The sequence below is a fragment of the Stutzerimonas stutzeri genome, assembly GCF_013522825.1.
GTDB lineage: Bacteria > Pseudomonadota > Gammaproteobacteria > Pseudomonadales > Pseudomonadaceae > Stutzerimonas > Stutzerimonas stutzeri_AK.
The window spans coordinates 1-19,263 of the sequence record NZ_JAAMQZ010000033.1; the positions used below are offsets into that span (position 1 = coordinate 1).

The 19,263-nt window shown below is 66.1% G+C and carries 17 protein-coding genes; 10 read left to right on the forward strand and 7 right to left on the reverse strand.

What is annotated here, in order from left to right:
* Positions 1-371: 371 nt before the first annotated feature.
* Positions 372-1,694, forward strand: coding sequence for an OprD family porin (locus tag G7020_RS18100; RefSeq protein ID WP_181086535.1), 1,323 nt, complete (start codon positions 372-374; stop codon positions 1,692-1,694).
* A 191-nt stretch (positions 1,695-1,885) separates the two neighbouring features.
* On the opposite strand, the gene G7020_RS18105 is transcribed toward G7020_RS18100, so the two are convergent.
* The gene (locus G7020_RS18105) at positions 1,886-2,926 is read right to left on the reverse strand and encodes an NADP(H)-dependent aldo-keto reductase (protein WP_181086536.1); all 1,041 of its coding nucleotides are present in this window, start codon (positions 2,924-2,926) and stop codon (positions 1,886-1,888) included.
* Between the two features lie 105 nt (positions 2,927-3,031).
* Between G7020_RS18105 and G7020_RS18110 the strand changes: the two genes are divergently transcribed.
* Both G7020_RS18110 and G7020_RS18115 read left to right on the forward strand, forming a co-directional pair.
* A complete protein-coding gene (locus G7020_RS18110; RefSeq protein WP_181086537.1) occupies positions 3,032-3,853 on the forward strand; it encodes an ABC transporter ATP-binding protein in 822 nt (273 codons plus the stop codon).
* A gap of 176 nt (positions 3,854-4,029) precedes the next feature.
* Complete coding sequence (locus G7020_RS18115; RefSeq protein ID WP_181086538.1) at positions 4,030-4,416, forward strand: hypothetical protein; 387 nt, start codon at positions 4,030-4,032, stop codon at positions 4,414-4,416.
* 116 nt (positions 4,417-4,532) lie between these two features.
* Here the strand turns inward: G7020_RS18115 and hemP are convergent, their stop codons facing one another.
* From hemP to G7020_RS18140, 5 genes are all read right to left on the reverse strand, one after another.
* The gene (gene hemP, locus G7020_RS18120) at positions 4,533-4,724 is read right to left on the reverse strand and encodes a hemin uptake protein HemP (RefSeq protein ID WP_181076090.1); all 192 of its coding nucleotides are present in this window, start codon (positions 4,722-4,724) and stop codon (positions 4,533-4,535) included.
* Between the two features lie 14 nt (positions 4,725-4,738).
* Positions 4,739-5,047 carry a DUF2149 domain-containing protein gene (locus tag G7020_RS18125; protein WP_202947594.1) on the reverse strand — a complete coding sequence of 103 codons (309 nt, stop codon included), beginning with the start codon at positions 5,045-5,047 and terminating at the stop codon, positions 4,739-4,741.
* 5 nt (positions 5,048-5,052) lie between these two features.
* Positions 5,053-5,586, reverse strand: a complete 534-nt coding sequence (locus tag G7020_RS18130) for a MotA/TolQ/ExbB proton channel family protein (protein ID WP_058077657.1) — start codon at positions 5,584-5,586, stop codon at positions 5,053-5,055.
* A gap of 278 nt (positions 5,587-5,864) precedes the next feature.
* Entirely contained in the window at positions 5,865-9,803 is a 3,939-nt protein-coding gene (gene cobN, locus G7020_RS18135; protein WP_181086539.1) for a cobaltochelatase subunit CobN, read from the reverse strand.
* Positions 9,803-11,719 carry a TonB-dependent receptor plug domain-containing protein gene (locus G7020_RS18140; RefSeq protein WP_258189387.1) on the reverse strand — a complete coding sequence of 639 codons (1,917 nt, stop codon included), beginning with the start codon at positions 11,717-11,719 and terminating at the stop codon, positions 9,803-9,805. Before G7020_RS18140 ends, cobN begins: the two co-directional genes overlap by 1 nt.
* 304 nt (positions 11,720-12,023) lie before the next feature.
* On the opposite strand from G7020_RS18140, the gene G7020_RS18145 reads away from it, so the two are divergent.
* The 7 genes from G7020_RS18145 (at position 12,024) to G7020_RS18175 (ending at position 17,740) form a co-directional block, all read left to right on the forward strand.
* Positions 12,024-12,662: a peroxiredoxin gene (locus G7020_RS18145; protein ID WP_181086540.1), complete on the forward strand. Its 639-nt coding sequence runs from the start codon at positions 12,024-12,026 to the stop codon at positions 12,660-12,662.
* 21 nt (positions 12,663-12,683) lie between these two features.
* The gene (ssuE, locus tag G7020_RS18150) at positions 12,684-13,277 is read left to right on the forward strand and encodes an NADPH-dependent FMN reductase (protein ID WP_181086541.1); all 594 of its coding nucleotides are present in this window, start codon (positions 12,684-12,686) and stop codon (positions 13,275-13,277) included.
* Positions 13,278-13,412: 135 nt separating this feature from the next.
* Positions 13,413-14,396 carry a sulfonate ABC transporter substrate-binding protein gene (locus G7020_RS18155; RefSeq protein WP_181086542.1) on the forward strand — a complete coding sequence of 328 codons (984 nt, stop codon included), beginning with the start codon at positions 13,413-13,415 and terminating at the stop codon, positions 14,394-14,396.
* A 96-nt stretch (positions 14,397-14,492) separates the two neighbouring features.
* Positions 14,493-15,641, forward strand: a complete 1,149-nt coding sequence (gene ssuD, locus G7020_RS18160) for an FMNH2-dependent alkanesulfonate monooxygenase (protein ID WP_181086543.1) — start codon at positions 14,493-14,495, stop codon at positions 15,639-15,641.
* 257 nt (positions 15,642-15,898) lie between these two features.
* Positions 15,899-16,690 (forward strand): aliphatic sulfonate ABC transporter permease SsuC, encoded by a 792-nt coding sequence (gene ssuC / locus G7020_RS18165; RefSeq protein WP_181086544.1) that lies wholly within the window; start codon positions 15,899-15,901, stop codon positions 16,688-16,690.
* On the forward strand, positions 16,687-17,502 hold the full coding sequence (gene ssuB, locus G7020_RS18170; protein ID WP_181086545.1) for an aliphatic sulfonates ABC transporter ATP-binding protein: 816 nt from the start codon (positions 16,687-16,689) through the stop codon (positions 17,500-17,502). Before ssuC ends, ssuB begins: the two co-directional genes overlap by 4 nt.
* 22 nt (positions 17,503-17,524) lie before the next feature.
* Positions 17,525-17,740 (forward strand): TOBE domain-containing protein, encoded by a 216-nt coding sequence (locus G7020_RS18175; protein ID WP_181086546.1) that lies wholly within the window; start codon positions 17,525-17,527, stop codon positions 17,738-17,740.
* Between the two features lie 109 nt (positions 17,741-17,849).
* Here the strand turns inward: G7020_RS18175 and G7020_RS18180 are convergent, their stop codons facing one another.
* Positions 17,850-19,259: an efflux transporter outer membrane subunit gene (locus tag G7020_RS18180; RefSeq protein ID WP_181086547.1), complete on the reverse strand. Its 1,410-nt coding sequence runs from the start codon at positions 19,257-19,259 to the stop codon at positions 17,850-17,852.
* Positions 19,260-19,263: the final 4 nt, after the last annotated feature.

The window sequence follows — 19,263 nt, forward strand, 5'->3', positions numbered from 1 at the left end:
AAAGGGGGCAGTGCGCCCCATACGCGGGAATTGAATAAAAAACGATCAATTTTTAGCGGTGGAAGGCAGGTTGTTGATACACCGAGGCTTCACCGGCCACGCCTGCCGGCCTCATGAGAAATCCGGGTTAGACAGGCCTCAGCAGCTTTTATTATTCTTTTTAGGTATTAATAAGTGAAAAATAATTCTTTTTAGTGATTATCTGTTCTTGCGTAGATTTGCCGCCAAGCCGACAGCGGACCACCGCATCGGGCCCATTTCCGGGGCTCTGATTGTAAGGACCGCTGAAGCGTCGTATCGCGCGGCATTCCGCTAGAGCCCCATTGCAGTGCCCATAACCACACGCACAGATCTGCATTGGAGCATCAAGCATGAACAAGACCACCCTGGCCCTGGCTGTCACCCTCGGCGTCCTCGCCCAACAGGCTGGCGCCGCCGGCTTCATCGAAGACAGCAAGGCCACGCTTGGCCTGCGCAACTTCTACTTCAACAACGACAACCGCGAGAGCCAGAACGCCAGCGGACAAGTCGATGAATGGGGTCAGGGCTTCATACTCAACTTCACCTCCGGCTTTACCGAGGGCACCGTCGGCGTTGGCGTCGATGCCATCGGCCTGTTCGGCATGCGCCTGGACGGCAGCGGACGCGCCGGCAAGACGGGGGTCGAGCGCACACCGGGCCAGCTGTTCCCGCTGGAAAGCGATGGCAGCGCAGTGGACGAGTACAGCAACCTGGGCCTGACCGCCAAGGCACGCCTCTCCAAAACCGAAGTGCGCTACGGCACCCTGCTGCCGAGGCTGCCGATCCTGGTGCACAACGATGGCCGGCTGTTGCCGCAGACCTTCGAGGGCGGGCAGATCACCTCCAACGAGATCGACAAGCTGACCCTGACCGGTGGCCTGATCGAGCGCGCGGTAGGCCGCGCATCCACCAATGGCACCGGTCTGGCCGTGGCCGGCGGCACCGAGGCGAGCAACAAGTTCTGGTTCGCCGGCGGCGACTGGAAAGCCACCCCCGGGCTGACCGCGCAGTACTACTACGCCAACCTCGAAGACTATTACAAGCAGCACTTCGCCGGCCTGCTGCACGTGCTGGCGCTGGGTGACAGGCAGTCGCTGAAGACCGACCTGCGCTACTTCCGCACCGATTCCGAGGGCGCCAACGCCAAAGGCACCGCCGGCTACAGGGCCAACGGCTATACCCGTAACAACAGTGGCGAAATCGACAACAACACCTGGAGTGCGGCCTTCACCTACAGCCTGGGCGCGCACGCGTTCACCCTGGGCCATCAGCGGGTCTCGGAAAACAGCAACTTCGTCCAGCTCAACCAGGGCAACCTGGCGAACGAGGGCGCGGCGGGCGCCAGCGTGTACCTGCTGACCGACCGGCAGATCTTCAACTTCACCCGTGCCGGCGAACGCACGACCTTCGGTGAATACGGCTACGACTTCGTCGGTCTGGGCGTGCCCGGGCTCAAGGCCACAGTGACCTACCTCAAGGGCACCCACATCAAGACCGCCACCGGCAGCGACCAGCAGGAATGGGAACGCGATTTCCGTCTGGACTACACCCTGCAGGACGGGCCGCTCAAGGGCGTGAATTTCTCCTGGCGCAACGCCTCGTTGCGAAGCGAAGCGGCCAACGATACCGATCAGAACCGCCTGATCGTCAGTTACAGCCTGCCGCTGCTGTAACCCCAGCTGTACCCCTCTCCTCGTGTGACAACTTTACCGGGCCCATGGCCCGGTTTTTTGCGTGCGCCTGGACAGGGTCGTCCTGCCCACCCGGTGCTTCGTACGCACTTATCCCCGTGGGAGGGGCCTTGGCCGCGATTGTTTTACCGCTTCGCGGCCAAAGCCTCCTGGCACCCAGGTCGGTGAAGGGCTCAGGGCGCCGGATTGGGCTGTTCGGCATGGATGCGCTCGATGCCGAACAGCAGTTCGTCGCTGAGCTTGAGTTCGAGGCTGGCGAGGTTGCTGTCCAGTTGTTCGAGGCTGGTGGCGCCGATGATGTTGCTGGTGACGAAGGGCTGGCGGGTGACGTAGGCCAGCGCCAGTTGCGCCGGATCGACGCCATGCTCGCGGGCCAGGGCGATATAGGCGCTGGCGGCACGACGAGCCTGCGGCGCGTTGTAGCGCTGGAAGCGCTCGAACAGGGTCAGCCGCCCCTGCGGCGGCTGGGCGCCATTCTCGTACTTGCCCGACAGCAGGCCGAACGCCAGCGGCGAGTAGGCCAGCAGGCCGACCTGCTCGCGGATCGCCATCTCTGCCAGACCCACCTCGAAGCTGCGGTTGAGCAGGTTGTAGGGATTCTGGATCGACACCACGCGCGGCCAGCCACGGGATTCGGCCAGGTGCAGGAAGCGGTGCACGCCCCAGGGCGTTTCGTTGGACAGGCCGATATGACGGATCTTGCCGCTCCTCACCAGGCCGTCGAGGGCTTCCAGCGTTTCCTCGATCGGGGTGATGTGCGCCTCCGGGTCGTGCCGGTAGCCCAGCTGGCCGAAGAAGTTGGTCTGCCGGTCCGGCCAGTGCAACTGGTAGAGGTCGATGTAGTCGGTCTGCAGGCGCTGGAGGCTGGCCTCGACGGCGGCGGTCAGGTTGGCGCGGTCCAGATACGGCTGGCCGTCGCGGATATGGCTGATGCCATTGCCCGGCGCCGCCGCCTTGGTCGCCAGCACCCAGTCGCCGCGTCCGCCGTGGCGCTTGAAGTAGTTGCCGATGATGGTTTCGGTGGCGCCGCTGGTTTCGGCTTTCGGCGGCACCGGGTACATCTCGGCGGTATCGATGAAGTTGATCCCGGCGGCCCGGGCGCGGTCGATCTGCGCGAAGCCCTCGGCTTCGCTGTTCTGCTCGCCCCAGGTCATGCTGCCAAGCGCCAGCGCGCTGACCTGGATATCGGTTCTGCCAAGTGGACGGTAAATCATGGGAGTTCCTGCGAAAGAGTGGATGCCGCCGTGCGCGGCGGCATGCGGTGGGTCGAAACCCGCAGCCTGGCCTGGCGCGTGCGCCCTCACTGATAAGGAAAGACCATGAGCAAGACCGATTTCCTCACCCTCAACGGGGTCGACAAACGCTTCGCGGTCAAGGACGGCGAACTCAGCGTGCTGGAGAACATCTCGCTGAACATCCGCCAGGGCGAGTTCATCAGCATCGTCGGCGGCAGCGGTTGCGGCAAGTCCACCCTGCTGCGTCTGCTGGTCGGCCTCGAAGAGGCCAGCGCCGGCAGCCTGCTGCTCGACGGCGCGCCGATTCGCGGCACCGATCCCGAGCGCGGCATCGTCTTCCAGGACCACCGCCTGTACCCCTGGCTGAACGTGGAAGACAACGTGCTGCTGGCGCTGGCCAACTCGCCATTGAGCAAGGCCGAGCGGCTGGACAGCGTGCATCGCCACCTCGAACTGGTCGGCCTGCAGAATTTCACCAAGGCCTATCCGGCGCAGCTGTCCGGCGGCATGAGCCAGCGCGTGGCGATCGCCCGCGGGCTGGTCAACCGACCGAAGATTCTCCTGCTCGACGAACCCTTCGGCGCCCTCGACGCCCTCACCCGTACCCAGTTGCAGGAAGAGCTGGCGCGCATCTGGCTGGCCGAGGGCATCACCACCGTGCTGGTCACCCATGACGTCGACGAGGCGGTGTTCCTCGGCGACCGGGTGGTGGTGATGGAGCCGCGCCCTGGGCGGATCAAGCGCATCGTCGAAGTCGGCCTGGCGCACCCGAGGAGCCGCGACGACCACCGCCTGGACGATCTGCGCAACGACATCCTGCAGGACTTCAGCCATCACCAGGCCTCGCCATTGCTGCATCCGCAGCTTGAGCCACGGGCCTTCCGCAGCTATGCCCTGACCTGGTAAGGATGGCCTGCACGGCGAAGCGCTGACCGGACTCACACATGCTGTAACCCTACTCTTCGAGGGTGACCTCTTTTCCGGGCCAATTGGCCCGGTTTTTTGGTTATATAGCCGCTACCCGTTACACCCTACCCTTCGCACCGCGATCACCCCCTTGGATCGCAACAGGAGAATGCACCATGTATGAGTTGTTCAATCACGGCCACAAGGGCCTGGCCATGCTGTCCCTGCTGCTGACGCTCGGCTGGGCGGCCGTGGTGCTGTTCGCGCCGCGTCCCAGCGCTGGCCTGGGAGGGATGCAACGGCTGTTCTACATCGGCGCGATGGCCGTGACGGGGCTGGCCGGCGTCAGCGGCCTGGTGCTGGTCGCGCTGGCGATGGGCGCATGGCTGGCGCTGCTGTTTCCCTGGCTGGGCCTGGTGGCCGTCGCCGGCCATGGCTTCGCCGGCGTGCGCAGCCGCAAGGCGCTGGTGGCAGGCAACAAGGCAACGGCAGTGGTGGCGGTGGTGGTGCAGATCCTGCTGCTGGTCGCCGCCTACGGGCTGATGACGGTCAAGCCGTTCTGAGCCCATTGCTCATGGGGCGGCTGGGCTCGCCGTAGGGTCGAACTTGTTCGACCACTGGGGGCAGGTGGCCGAATGAACTCGGCCCTACCGAGTTCGCACAGACCCATGCCCACACGTCATTTGGTCAGGATCAGCTTGTTCTGCCGCGTCAGGCGCAGCACGTATTCGCAGCCGTCATGCAGGATGACCAGCTCGCGAGCGCCCTTGAGTAGTTGTTCGCTGGGCACGGCCCGGCGCGACGCGGCGCTATCGCTGCGTCGGCTTTCTTCGGCCTCCGGCACCGGCCCGTATCCTTGTTGCAGCTCCATGATCGCGATTCCTCTCATTCCGGCACGTACACCATCGAACCATCCTTGAGCCGATAGGCCACGCCGGCCTTGGCGCCTTCGCCCTGGCCGATGTCGCCGGTCGAGGTGTAGTGCTCCATCGTCTTGCCCTCCTTGACGAAGATTTCCATGTTCGGCTTGCCGGCATTCTTGATCACCGTGACGTCCTCGTCGCTGGCGAACGGGTTGACCGGGTTGTTGGCCACCGCGATCAGCAGCGCGGCGATGATCACCAGGAACACATCGATCAGGTTGACCACCGAGAGGATCGGGTCGTCGGCATCGGCCTCTTCCAGCAGGCGCAGGCTCATCAGACGGTCTCCACGGTCAACTCGTGGGCAATGCTGGCCGCCGCGCTGTGGCCGTTGCGCTGTTCATGCTCGATCTGCACCAGTTCCTCGGCGTACCAGCGGCGACGCACGTTGACCACCCAGTAGGTCAGCGAGGCGGCCAGCAGCGAGAGAATCACCGCCGAGAAGGCCACGGTGAGGTTGTCGCTGACCTGGTCGAGCTGGCCGCTGGACAGGCCCTTGAGCGCCGGCCCCATGGGAATCATGGTGGCCACCAGGCCGAGCATGGGCGTGACGCGGGTGACGATGCGCGGCACCTCCAGGCGCTTGAAGGCCAGGGTTTCCAGCTCCACCGCGCTCATGCCCGGCGCCTGCCGCCAGCTGTGCAGCAGGTCGAAGCCGCGCGCATCGCCCTGGCGGCGCTGGCGCGACTGCCAGAGAAAGCCGCCGACGGCGTAGAAGGCATAGAGAAACATCAGGATCACCGCCAGCAGCACCGGCAGCATGAACAATTGGCTGGCGCTGTAGAGCGCCGATTCGACGAGGTATTGCATGGGTTCTCCCTGAGCTACTCGAACGGTAGGGCCGAATTCATTCGGCCGTTTGCGAGTGGCCGAACGAGTTCGGCCCTACGAAGGCGCTTCATACCGGCGCCGGGTTTGTTGGTGGATACCCGCCAACCCGTAGCCTGGATTAGCCGAAGGCGTAATCCGGGTTTCGAAGGCGTTACCGGCACAAACGCTGCAATTGCCACCTGTAAACCGTGCACCCTGCCCCGCTCGCGGTGTCGGCGGCGGAAGCGCCTGCGGCGATTCCACCCTACGCAAGCGGTTCATGCCCGGCGCCGGCCCTGTTGATATATACCGGCCAGCAGCGCCAGTGCGATCAGCAGCAGCGCCACCAGTGGCAACCAGTCGAAGGGCTGCGGCTGGGCCTGCTGCTTTTCCAGTTTCTGGCCCTGCACCTGCTGCATCGGCGCGTCGCGCGTCTCGTTCTGGGCTTCAGCGGCGGCGCCGACGGGTGCGGCCAGGCCGAAACCGCTGGCCGCCTGTTCGACGTATTCGCTGAATTTGACGTTGTCGCTGACCACGTCATGCCGCTCGGCCAGGTCCTGCCAGCGCTGCGCCAGTTGCTGCAGGGTCTGGGCGTCGGTGTCCCAGTATTCCTTGCGCGCGGCTTCCAGAAGGCGCTCGATCAGTTGTGCCTGGGCCTGCGGGTGGTGCTGCTCGAACCATTGGTTGATGCCCAGTTCGAGCCTGTCATCGACGTAGACGGCCTTGAATTCGTCCCACTGGTCGCTGCGCACGGTCTCCGGCGCGGTGACCTGCCAGCCCCAGAGGTTGTTGGCGGTGCCCAGCACTTCCAGCGCGCCGCTGTAGCCTTCGGCCTGGATCGATTTGATCCAGCCGGGGTGGAAGTAGCGGGCACGCAGGTCGCGGGCGAGAAAGCCCGCGGCGGTTTCGCTGCGCGGGTTGTCGGCGTCGCGCAGGTTGCTGATGTACAGCTCCGGCGACTGGCCATCCAGATGGCGCACCGCCAGGCCCAGGCCACCCAGGTACTGGAAGGGATCGTCGGTGGTGAGCATGCCGTAGAGGTTGGAGGAGCGCGACAGCACGGCGCCCTGCACGCCGCGCAACTGCTCGGCGTAGAGGTTCACCGTGGCTTTCTCGCCCCAGCGCTGGCTGTCCGGGCCGTAGGCGAACTGCATCCGGTCCAGGTACAGCTCGGCCAGTTTCCGCTCGCCGGCAGCGCGGTCCTGGCCACCGTCGGCGGCTTCGCCGAAGCTGTCGCTGGCCAGCGTGGCGTCCTCCAGGCCGGTGCTGTAGGCGCCGGATTCGGAGGAGAAGATCCGCGTGCGCGCCGCCAGCGAGGCTTCTGCGGCAGGCAAGCCGCGTTGCAGCAGCGCCTGCTCGATGCGCCGGCTGTTGGCGGCAATGACGTTGTCCGGTTCGTCCAGCGTGCTGGCCTGGTCGGCGGCCTGGGCCAGCCAGTGCATCACATTGGGGAACTGGTCGCGGTAGAGACCGGTGGCGGAGATCACCGCGTCGATACGCGGACGACCGAGTTCGGCGGCGGGAATCGCCTCGATGCCGATCACCCGTCCGGCGGCGTCCCACTGCGGCATGAAGCCCATCACCGCCAGCACCTGGGCTTCGAGCATGCCGAAGTGGCGCATGGTTTCCACCGACCAGAGGGTGAAGGCCAGCTTGCTCGGGTATTCGCCGTGGCCCTCGCGGTGCTGCTCGATCAGCCGCTCGGCGGCGAGCTTGCCGGCTTCCCAGGCTTCGCGGGTGGGGATGCGCGAGGGATCGAAGCCGTACAGGTTGCGCCCGGTGGGCAGGCTCTCGGGATTCTTGATCGGATCGCCACCGTAGGAACTGGGCACATGGCGGCCCTGCAACGCGGCGAAGTAGCCATCCAGCTCGCTGTCGTTGCCCAGCTTCTGCCAATGGTCGCGCCCGCGTTCCAGCAACTGGCCGATGGCAGGGTCGCCCGTCCAGGGCTGCTCCTGCCGGATATGGCTGTCCAGCAGCGTCCACACCGGGGTGGCGCGGATCTGCTCGTAGTCGACCAGCAGCAGTTCTTCCGGGTCCTCCGGCGCCAGCGCGGCCAGCAGCGGCTTGCCGAGCATCTGCTGCACGGTGAGCAGGCGCAGGTCACTGTCCGCCGGCACGCCGAAGCGGGCCAGGCCCAGCGGCTGCTGTTCCAGCGCCAGGTCGTGCAGTTGCACGTGCAGGGACTCGACGAAGGCGCTGAAGTCGCTGTCGATGGCTGCCGTGTCGATGGCCATGTCCTTGTCGATCTTCAGTTCCGTGGTCAGCTCACGGATGCGCGCGGCGGTGGCGCTGCGCACCTCGCCCTCGGTCATGCTCAGCCACTGGTGCAGCAGATCGTGCAGTTCGTTGAGCGGGCCATGTAGCCCCGCCGGGCCGAACGAGGGCGTGTTGTGGCTGATGGTCACCGCGCGGCCACGGCGCTTGGTTTGCAGCGCTTCGCCGATGTTGTCGACGATATAGGGGTAGATCACCGGCAGATCGCCGAGCACCAGGTAGGGCGCCTCCAGCACGTCCAGGCCGCGCTCCTTGCCCGGCTGCCATTCGGCCGTGCCATGGGTGCCGAAATGCACCAGCGCATCGGTGCCGAAACCTTCGCGCAGCCACAGGTAGGCCGCCAGGTAGCTGTGCGACGGCGGCACCTTGGTGTCGTGGTAGAGCGCCTTTTCGCGGTCGCCGGAGCGCTCGCCACGCGCCGGCTGCGGCATGATGATCTGCTTGCCCAGCTGCAGGCGCGGAATGGCGAAAGCACCGGCCTCGGCCAGGTACAGCCCGGCCTGCTGCGGTTCGCCCCAGCGCTCGAGAATCGGCTGGCGCACGTTATCGGGCAGGTCGTCGAACCAGGCCTGATAGGTTTCCAGCGGCAGGCGCGCGGCGCGGTCGTTGGCCAGCAGTTCCTCCAGTTTGCCGTCGCGGTAGAAGGGCGCCAGCAGGTCGCTCAGTTCCTCGATCAGCCGCTCTTCGTCGGCCTGCTCCACGTCGTAGCCGCGTTCGGCATAGGCGCCGAGCAGGTTTTCCAGGCTGCGCGGCACGTTGAGGAAGGAGGCGCCGAGGTTCTTCTCGCCGGGCGGGTAGTTGTAGAACTGAATTACCGTCTTCACTTCCTCGTGGGGCAGCCGTTGCAGGCGCGCCAGGCGCAGGGCCTTGTCGATCACCGCCTGCAGCTGGCGCTCGATGGAGACGATGTCGCCGTCGACCTTGCGCGTGGCGGCGGCAAACAGCGGGTCGATCAGCCCGGCGAACTCCGGCTGCGCCAGGTAGAAGGGAATGTCCTGCGGATCGAGGCCCTTGGGGTCGGCCTCCCAGTCCGCCTGTTCGCCGCCCCGGTAGGGCATGGCCTGCAGCACCGGGATGCCGAGCTGCTCGAACTCGGCCTTGCGTCCGGCACCGTTGAGCATGATCTGCATGTTGATCAGCGCGTCGGCGCGCGGCTGGCCGGCACTGCTCAGCAGCGTGGTGATCTCGCCGTTGCCCATCGCCGTGGTGTACAGCGGCACGGCGACGGCACCGGCGGCCTCGATGCGCCGCAGCGTATCGTCGACGAAGCCGGTCAGCCCCGAGTCCATGTAGGCCTTGTGGAACAGCACGCCGATCAGCGGCACTTCGCGGCGCAACTCGACGCCCTTCCAGACGAGGAAATCGTCCAGACTGGTGAAGATTCGCCCGTTGGCCTGGGGATGATAGATGCCGGCCTGCGGATGGATATCCGGCGCGGGGCAAGCCGCGCCGTCTTCGCCGGCGAACTGCGCCTGGAGGCGACAGAAGAAGCCATTGAAGTTGGCCACGCCGCCGTTGCTGTAATACAGATCCAGATCGGCGATCAACGCATCGGGCACCTGCCGGCCACGGCTGCCGTCGCGGCGCAGCCACAACCAGGGCGCCTGCACGGCATCGAGCAGCGGCCCCAGGCTCATCTGCACGGTGCCCAGCGCGGCGCCATAGGGCGCGTCGATTACCAGCAGATCGTGGGCGTTCAGTTCGGCCATGCTCGGGCTGCCGCTGGCGCCATCGAGCATGCGGTAGTCGAGGGCGAAACCGGCGGCGCTGGCCAGCGGTTTCAGACGCTCGAACTTTCCCGCCTGCACCGGCGCGGCAGCGATGAACAGCAGGCGCTTCGGCGGCTCGGTCTGCGCCTGGATGCGCATGGACAGGCTCATTACCAGCAGACCGCAGGCGAGCAGCATCAGCGTTTTGCCAAGCAGGGCGAGTTCACGCATCAGAAACTGGCCTCCACCGCCAGCCAGCCGGTACGGCCCTGTTCGACGTAGCCGAACAGTTCGGACTTGTCTTCCAGGCGCAGGTCGCCGATGTTCTGCACGCCGCCGCGCAGCATCAGGTTTTCCTGCAGCCGGTAGCCGAGGCTGGCATTGATCAGGTTGTAGCCCGGCGCGCGTTCCTGGCCGGTCGCGCCTTCCAGGTACTGCTTGCCGATGTATTCCCATTGCAGCAAGGCATTCCATTTGCCGGTATTCCATTCCAGCGCTGGCGTGGCGGTGAATTCGGGACGCCCGTTGAGCCTGGCGTCGGTTTTGGCGTCGCGCGCATCCATCCAGTTCAGCGTGGCATTGATCGTCAGTCCGTAGCCCAGCGCCCTGCTCGCGGAAAGCTCCAGCCCTTCGATACGGGCCTCCTCAATGTTGTCGTACTGGTAGACGGTGCGCGGCGGGATGCCCGGCTCCATGCGCAAGCGCCGGTAATAGATCAGGTCGTCGATCTCGTTGCGGTAGAGATTGGCGGTGTAGACGCTGTGCTCGTCGTGCCAGTCCACGCCCAGCTCGAAGGAGCGACTGGTTTCCGGCTGGATATCGGCGTTGCCGAGGAAGGTATGCGGCCCTTCGGCGCCGACGTAGTTGGGCGAGATCTGCTTCAGGGTCGGCGCGCGGAAGGCCTCGCCGTAGCCGGCCTTGAAGGTCAGCTCCGGCGTGGCGCGCCAGACCAGCCAGGCACGCGGACTGGTTTCGCGACCGAAAATCTCGTGATCGTCCAGGCGCGCGCCGAGGGTCAGCGCCCAGTCCTGGCCCAAGGCGATTTCGTCCTGGATGAACACCGCCTGATGCACCGCCGAATCGGAGCCACCGATCAGGCCGGCATTCTCCAGGCGCTCGTCACGATGCTCGCCACCGACCGTCAGGGCATGGCTGTCGCCGAGATGGAAGTTCAGGCTGGCGTCCCAGACATCGTCGCGCAGTGACTGGGGGCGGGTCGGCGCGAGATTCTGGGTGCGCTTGTTGGTCACGTCGAACTCCGAGCGGGTGAAGCGCAGCTGCGACTGCAACGCGCCCCAGTCGGCGTTCCAGGCCAGCGAATCCTGGCTGCGCTCCAGCTCGTAGGTGTCCAGATAATAGGGTCGCGCGTAGTAGGCGTACTGCTGCTCGCGGTCGCGGGTTTCGTCGCTGCGCAGCATGTCCAGCTTCAGCGTCTGGCCCTGGATCGGGCTGTAGCTCAGCCCGAGGCTGCCGGTCTGGCGGTCCTGGCCTTCCACTTCGGATACGCGCGAGTCCTGCTCCCAGGGCGTCGATTCGCGGCGCACTTCCTCGACGCTCAGCGCCAGGTTCAGGTCTTCGGCCAGCGGCCCGGATGCCCGCGCGGCCAGCCGGTGGCCATTGCCGGTGTCGCCGTCGCCCACTTCACCGCGCAGGGTCACGCCGCCGTGCCATTCGGGCTGCGCCTGGCGCGTGATGATATTGATCACCCCGCCGATGGCTTCCGAACCGTACAGCGCCGACATCGGCCCGCGCACCACCTCGATGCGCTCGATCTGCTCGATGCCGACCCAGCCGTACTGGTAGTCGGAGTGGCCAATGGTGTCGTCGGTGGAGGAAATGCGCCGACCGTCGATCAGCACCAGGGTGTGACGATCCTCGGCGCCGCGAATGCTGAGGGTCTTGCGACCGCCGACCTGCCGGCCGTTGAGGCTGATGCCGGGCGTGCCGCGCAGGGCTTCGAGCAGGTTGGTGGCGCCGCGCGCCTTGATCTGCTCGGCGGTGATGACGGTCATCGCCGCCGGGGCATCGGCCAGGGACTGCGAGCTGCGGGTGGCAGTGACCACCATCGGGTTGAGTTCGGTCGTGCCAGCGGCCAGCGCCGCCGGAGAAACCATGATGCATGCCATTGCCAGCGCGTGCCTGCGCATGTTCACCCCCAGGAAAGAATGAGACTGGCTGGCTCGGGCATCGCACCCTGGCTGGCTGAAAAGTCGTTGGATTGGTCAGGCGAAGGATATTAATGAGAATGATTAACAAATGCAATTTATGATCATCGCGGACAGAACGCCTTACCAATGTCCTGCCGCCATACCGCTGCTCGGCTTTGACGATGATCAAGGTTTGGCGCGCTTTATATTCGCTATAGTTATAAATTAATTGTTATTTATTCTTTTTGATTTAGATCGTTTCTGAACATAGTGATCGCCGACAACCCTCTCAAGGAGCACCACCATGAGCATCCGTCTCGGCGACATCGCCCCCGACTTCGAACAGGATTCCAGCGAAGGCCGCATCCGTTTCCACGAATGGCTCGGCGACAGCTGGGGCGTGCTGTTCTCCCATCCCGCCGACTTCACCCCTGTGTGCACTACGGAGCTGGGCTTCACCGCCAAGCTCAAGGACCAGTTCGCCCAGCGCAACGTCGAGGCCATCGCCCTGTCGGTGGACCCGGTGGATTCGCACATCAAGTGGATCGACGACATCAACGAGACGCAGAGCACCGCGGTGAATTTCCCGATCCTGGCCGATGCCGATCGCAAGGTCTCAGAGCTGTACGACCTGATCCACCCCAACGCCAACGACACCCTGACCGTGCGTTCGCTGTTCGTCATCGACCCGAACAAGAAGGTGCGCCTGACCATCACCTACCCGGCCAGCACCGGGCGCAACTTCAACGAGATCCTGCGGGTGATCGATTCGCTGCAGCTGACCGACGAGCACAAGGTCGCCACCCCGGCCAACTGGCAGGACGGCGACGAGGTGGTGATCGTGCCGTCGCTCAAGGACGAGGAAGAAATCAAGCGGCGCTTCCCCAAGGGTTACCGTGCGGTGAAGCCGTACCTGCGTCTGACGCCGCAGCCCAACCGCTGATCGAACAGAAGGACGTCTTTCATGTTGGTCGTTTCTCTTGCCGGCAGTCCCAGCCAGCGCTCGCGTTCTGGCGTGCTGCTGGATGTCGCCGGGGACTGGCTGCGCCAGCGCGGTATCGAAGTGGTGAATTACCAGGTGCGCGATTTCGATGCACAGGACCTGCTGCATGCCCGCTTCGATAGTCCGCTGGTGCGGCAACTGATCGAGCACGTCAGCCTGGCCGAGGGCCTGCTGATCGCCACGCCCGTCTACAAGGCTTCGTTTTCCGGCGTGCTGAAGGCGCTGTTGGACCTGCTGCCCGAGCGCGCCCTGGCACACAAGGTAGTGCTGCCGATTGCTTCCGGCGGCAGCGTGGCGCACATGCTGGCGGTGGATTACGCCCTGAAGCCGGTGCTCGCCGCGCTCAAGGCTCAGGAAATGCTGCATGGCGTGTACGCCGTCGATGCGCAGATCGGTTATGCCGAAGCCGGACGCCCGGCCAGCCTGGCGCCCGAGCTGCAGGAGCGCCTGGAGGAATCGCTGCAGCAGCTGTCCGCGGCACTGGCGCGCCGGCAGCCGCCGCACGATCCGCAATTGCTGCACGAACGTTTGACCAGCGCACGCTGGAGTATCTGACTCACCGATCGTATTCCCGGCTACCACCGGGTTACCCGAGCGACATCCGCCTCCCGGCGGCTCCCTACAGTCTCACTCGCCCGCTAACGGGCAAGCGGGCCGTCATTCCAAATCCAGACTGCAAAGGAGAGTGCCATGCGCACCCACACCTTGCGTCGAGGACTGGTCGCCCTGTTTGCCGCGGCCATTTCCTTCGGCGCCATCACCCAGGTACAGGCTCAATCGAAGCAGGACAATGTTCTGCGGATCGGCTATCAGAAATACGGCACGCTGGTGCTGCTCAAGGCCCGCGGCACGCTGGAAACACGCCTGGCCGAGCAGGGCTTCGAGGTGCGCTGGACCGAATTCCCCGGCGGCCCGCAGCTACTGGAAGGGCTCAACGTCGGCTCCATCGACTTCGGCGTGACCGGCGAGACGCCACCGGTGTTCGCCCAGGCCGCCGGCGCCAACCTGCTCTACGTGGCGTATGAGCCGCCGGCACCTTCCGGCGAGGCGATCCTACTGCCGAAGGATTCGCCGATCCGCTCGCTGGCCGAGCTCAAGGGCAAGAAGATCGCGCTGAACAAGGGCTCCAACGTGCATTACCTGCTGGTGCGCGCGCTGGAATCGGCCGGGCTGAAGTACAGCGATATCCAGCCGGTCTACCTGCCGCCGGCCGATGCGCGCGCCGCCTTCGAACGCGGCAGCGTCGATGCCTGGGTGATCTGGGACCCCTTCCAGGCCGCCGCCGAAGAGCAGCTACAGGCTCGTACCCTGCGCGACGGCCAGGGCCTGGTCAGCAATCACCAGTTCTACCTGGCGTCGCGCCCCTTCGCCGAAAACCACCCGCGGGTGATCACCACCCTGATCGACGAGATCCGCGATATCGGCACCTGGGTCGAAGCCAACCCGGACGAGGCCACCGCCCAGGTCGCACCGCTGCTCGGCCTGTCCAGCGCGATCACCCGCAAGGCGGTGATCCGCCAGGGCTATGGCGCCAGGCCGATCACCCCGGCGGTGGTGCGCGCCCAGCAGGACATCGCCGACACCTTCACCGCGCTCCGGCTGATTCCGAAAAAGCTCGCCATCGGTGACGTGATCTGGACGCCGCCCAAGACCATCGCCCAGCACCCCGAATAACCCGTACCCCGCACACGCGACAGCGACAGCGACAGCGACTTCCCCGACGCGGCGGACACCTGGCTGCCGCGCTGTACCGCACACGGAGCATTTTTCATGAGTCTGAATATCTTCTGGTTCCTGCCCACCCACGGTGACGGCAAATATCTGGGCACCGCCGAAGGCGCCCGCGCCGTCGACCACGGCTACCTCACGCAGATCGCCCAGGCCGCCGACCGCCTCGGCTTCGGCGGCGTGCTGATCCCCACCGGCCGTTCCTGCGAGGACTCCTGGCTGGTGGCCACCTCGCTGATCCCGCTGACGCAGCAGCTGAAATTCCTCGTCGCCCTGCGTCCGGGCATCATCTCGCCCACCGTGGCGGCGCGCCAGGCGGCGACGCTGGACCGGCTGTCCAACGGTCGCGCGCTGTTCAACCTGGTCACCGGCGGCGACCCGGACGAACTGGCGGCCGACGGCCTCAATCTGAGCCATGCCGAACGCTACGAAGCCGCCGTCGAATTCACCCGCATCTGGCGCCGGGTGCTGGAGGGCGAGACGGTGGATTTCGCCGGCAAGCACATCCAGGTCAAGGGCGCCAAGCTGCTCTACCCGCCGGTGCAGCAGCCACGCCCGCCGCTGTATTTCGGCGGCTCGTCGGAAGCCGCCCATGAGCTGGCCGCCGAGCAGGTGGAGCTGTACCTGACCTGGGGCGAGCCGCTGGAAGCGGTGGCCGAGAAGATCGCCGACGTGCGCGCCCGCGCCGCCAGGCAGGGCCGCACGGTGCGCTTCGGCATCCGTCTGCACGTGATCGTGCGCGAGACCGTTGATGAAGCCTGGGCCGCCGCCGACCGCCTGATCAGCCACCTGGACGACGACACCATCGCCAAGGCTCAGGCCTCGCTGGCGCGCTTCGACTCGGTCGGCCAGCAGCGCATGGCGGCGCTGCATGGCGGTCGCCGTGATCGATTGGTGGTCGCACCGAACCTCTGGGCCGGGGTCGGTCTGGTGCGCGGCGGCGCCGGCACCGCGCTGGTCGGCGACGGCCGGACGGTGGCGGCGCGGGTCAGGGAATACGCCGATCTCGGCATCGATACCTTCGTCTTCTCCGGTTACCCGCATCTGGAAGAGAGCTATCGCGTCGCCGAGCTGCTGTTCCCGCACCTGGACGTCGCCCAGCCGCAACGCCCGGAAAGCCGCGGCTACGTCAGCCCGTTCGGCGAAATGATTTCCAGCGACATCCTGCCGAAGGCAGCCGCCGCCGGATGACGCTCCACGTGGAACATCCGGGTAGCGTGGATGGCCGAAGCCATCCACGCGGAAGAAGCGCCGGGGTTGGCATGGGGCCCAATGTCCCGACGCGTGGAAAATCGCTACGCGAGTTTTCCACCCTACGATCGGGTTGCGCAGGGAACGCGTGTAAACGCAGGAGCGCACGAGGCCGCAGGGATGTGGCCACTTATCGAGGAAGGTAGGCACCGATCGGTGTCCTGTCCGGTAGACCAAACGATGATTCGAGGTAGGGCATGAACATCACGATCAAACACCTGGCCCTGCGCCTGGCGCCCTGGGCCTTGCCGGTGGCGCTGCTGCTGGCCTGGCAGGGCGCGGTGGCCTTCGGGCTGCTGTCCACGCGCATCCTGCCGGCGCCGAGCGCGGTACTCGGTGCCGGCTGGGAGCTGCTGCGCAGCGGCGAGATCTGGACGCACCTGGCCATCAGCGGCTGGCGCGCCGGCGTCGGTTTCGCCATCGGCGGCGGTCTCGGCCTGCTGCTGGGCTTCATCACCGGCCTGTCGAAATGGGGCGAACGCCTGCTCGACAGCTCGGTACAGATGATCCGCAACGTGCCGCACCTGGCGCTGATCCCGCTGGTGATCCTCTGGTTCGGCATCGACGAGAGCGCGAAGATCTTCCTGGTCGCGCTCGGCACGCTGTTTCCGATCTACCTGAACACCTACCACGGCATCCGCAACGTCGACCCAGCGCTGGTGGAGATGGCGCGCAGCTACGGGCTGTCCGGCTTCGCCCTGTTCCGCCAGGTGATCCTGCCCGGCGCGCTGCCGTCGATCCTGGTCGGGGTGCGTTTCGCCCTGGGCTTCATGTGGCTCACATTGATCGTGGCGGAAACCATTTCCGCCAGCTCCGGCATCGGCTACCTGGCGATGAACGCCCGCGAATTCCTGCAGACCGACGTGGTGGTGCTGGCGATCCTGCTCTACGCCGTGCTCGGCAAGCTGGCCGACGTCGCCGCCCGTGGGCTGGAGCGTGCCTGGCTGCGCTGGCACCCGGCCTATCAGGTCAAGGGAGGTGCGCAATGACCACGCTGCACAGCATCCGTCAGGGCATACCGTCGGGCGGCATTCCGCTGGCGATCGAAGGCATCGGCAAGGCCTTCGGCGAGCGCGAGGTGCTTCAGGGCATCGACCTGCAGATTCCGGCCGGCCAGTTCGTAGCCGTGATCGGTCGCAGCGGCTGCGGCAAGAGCACCCTGTTGCGCCTGCTGGCCGGGCTGGACCAGCCAAGCAGGGGCACCATCGACAGCGCCGGCGAGCGCCTGGCGAACAACCGCGACGAGGTGCGGCTGATGTTCCAGGACGCGCGCCTGCTGCCCTGGAAGCGCGTGATCGACAACGTCGGCCTGGGCCTTTCCGGCGACTGGCGGCCACGGGCCGAACAGGCGCTGGCCGAGGTCGGCCTGGCCGAACGCGCCCACGAGTGGCCGGCGGCCTTGTCCGGCGGGCAGAAGCAGCGCGTGGCCCTGGCCCGCGCGTTGATCCACCAGCCGCGCCTGTTGCTGCTGGACGAACCCTTGGGGGCGCTGGACGCGCTGACCCGCATCGAAATGCAGCAACTGATCGAGCGGCTCTGGCTGCAGCATGGCTTCACCGTGTTGCTGGTCACCCACGACGTCAGCGAAGCGGTGGCCATGGCCGACCGGGTGATCCTCATCGAGGACGGCGCCATCGGCCTCGACCTCACCGTGGACCTGCCGCGCCCGCGCAACCGTGGCTCGGCCACATTGGCCGCACTGGAAGCCCGGGTGCTCGACCGCGTGCTGCAACGCCCGCCGCTCGCCGAACGCCCCGAACCCGTCAACCCCTTGCCCACGCAGTTGCGTTGGGCGCTTTAAGCAAGCTCATCAGGAGAATGCCATGACCATCAAAGCCATCAACGTACGCAACCAGTTCAAGGGCACCATCAAGGAAATCGTCCTCGGCGACGTGCTGTCGGAGATCGACGTGCAGACCGCCGCCGGCATCGTCACGTCGGTGATCACCACCCGCTCGGTGAAGGAGCTGGAGCTGGGCGTCGGCAGTGAAGTGATCGCCTTCGTCAAATCCACCGAGGTCTCCATCGCCAAGCTCTGACGGAGTGCCGCGGCGGCGGCGACCGGCTGGACTCCCGGTCGCTCGCCACCGCCGCTGCTGCCGATGCAACCGGGCCTGTTGCAGAGAATCTACCCGCTACGGCTGAGGCTCACTCCCGTATCCAGCTCCCTCCCAACGCCCTGAACAGATCGACCAGGGCGATCTGCCGCTCGGTGCTGATCTGGATCAGCGTGGACCTGTCGGTGAAGGTGCTGCGCTGAGCGTCGAGATAGCGCAGATGATCATCCACACCGCCCTCGTAACGAGCCTTGGCCAAGGCCATGGCCGCCTGGCTGGAATCGGCCAGGGCACGGCGCGCGACTTCCTCACGGCGCAGGGTATCGGTGGCAGCCAGGGCGTCGGCGACTTCGCGGAAGGCGCCTTGAATGGTGCCCTCGTACTCGGCCACTGCGGCGTCCTTGCGTACCTCGGCCAGGTCGAGGTTGGCGCGGTTGCGTCCACCGGCAAAGATCGGCAGCGACAGGCTCGGGGCGAACGACCAGGCCCGCGAGCCGCCATCGAACAGCCCGGACAGTTCGGTGCTGGAACTGCCGAGCGAGCCGGTCAACGACAGCCGCGGGAAGAACGCCGCGCGGGCCGCGCCGATATCGGCATTGCGCGCCTTGAGGCGGTGTTCGCTGGCGAGGATGTCCGGACGCCGTTCGATCAGCGTCGAGGAGGTGCCGGGGGCGATGTCCTGGAGCACCAGCAGCGAGTCGCGGGGGGCGACCGGCAGCAGTCGTTGCGCATCGGGCGTGCCGATCAGCAGGGCGAGGGCGTTGTCTGCCCGGCGCAGTTGGCGTTCGGTGCTCTCGCGTTCGGCCCTGGCCTGCTCGGTCAGTCCCAGCGCCTCCTGATAATCCAGCGCGGTGGCGGTGCCCGCCTGACGCCGCCGATTAACCAGTTCCAGCGAGTCCTGGCGGCTGTCCAGGGTCTGTTCGACCAGCGCCAGGCGGCGTTGCGCACCGTCGCGGGTCAGGTAGGCCTGGATCACTTCGGCGATCAGGCTGATCTGCGTGGCGCGGGTGGCTTCGGCGGTGGCCAGGTAGCTTTCCAGCGCCGACTCGGAGAGGTTGCGCACCCGCCCGAACAGGTCGAGTTCGTACTCGGTCAGGCCGAGGCCGACCTGATAGGTGCTGGCCACTTCCGAGCGCCCGCTCAGCGACTGGTCGCTCGGCAGGCGCTGGCGGTTGCCACTGGCATTGGCGTTGATCGACGGCAGGCGGTCGGCACGCTGTACGCGGTACTGGGCGCGTGCGGCCTCGATGTCGAGCAGCGCCTGGCGCAGGTTGCGGTTGTTGCCCAGGGCGGCTTCCACCACCTGGCGCAGTTCCGGGTCGAGGATGAAGGTCTGCCAGTCCAGCGCCTCGGCGGTGGCGCCATCGGGGGCTGCGGCTGGCGTGTTCCAGCTCGCGGCCACGGGCGCCTCAGGGCGCTGGTAGCTGGGTGCCAGGGAGCAGCCGGCAAGGGCCATGGCCAGTACCAGCAGCGCCGGGCGGAACAGAAGGGTCGGTTGCATGCTG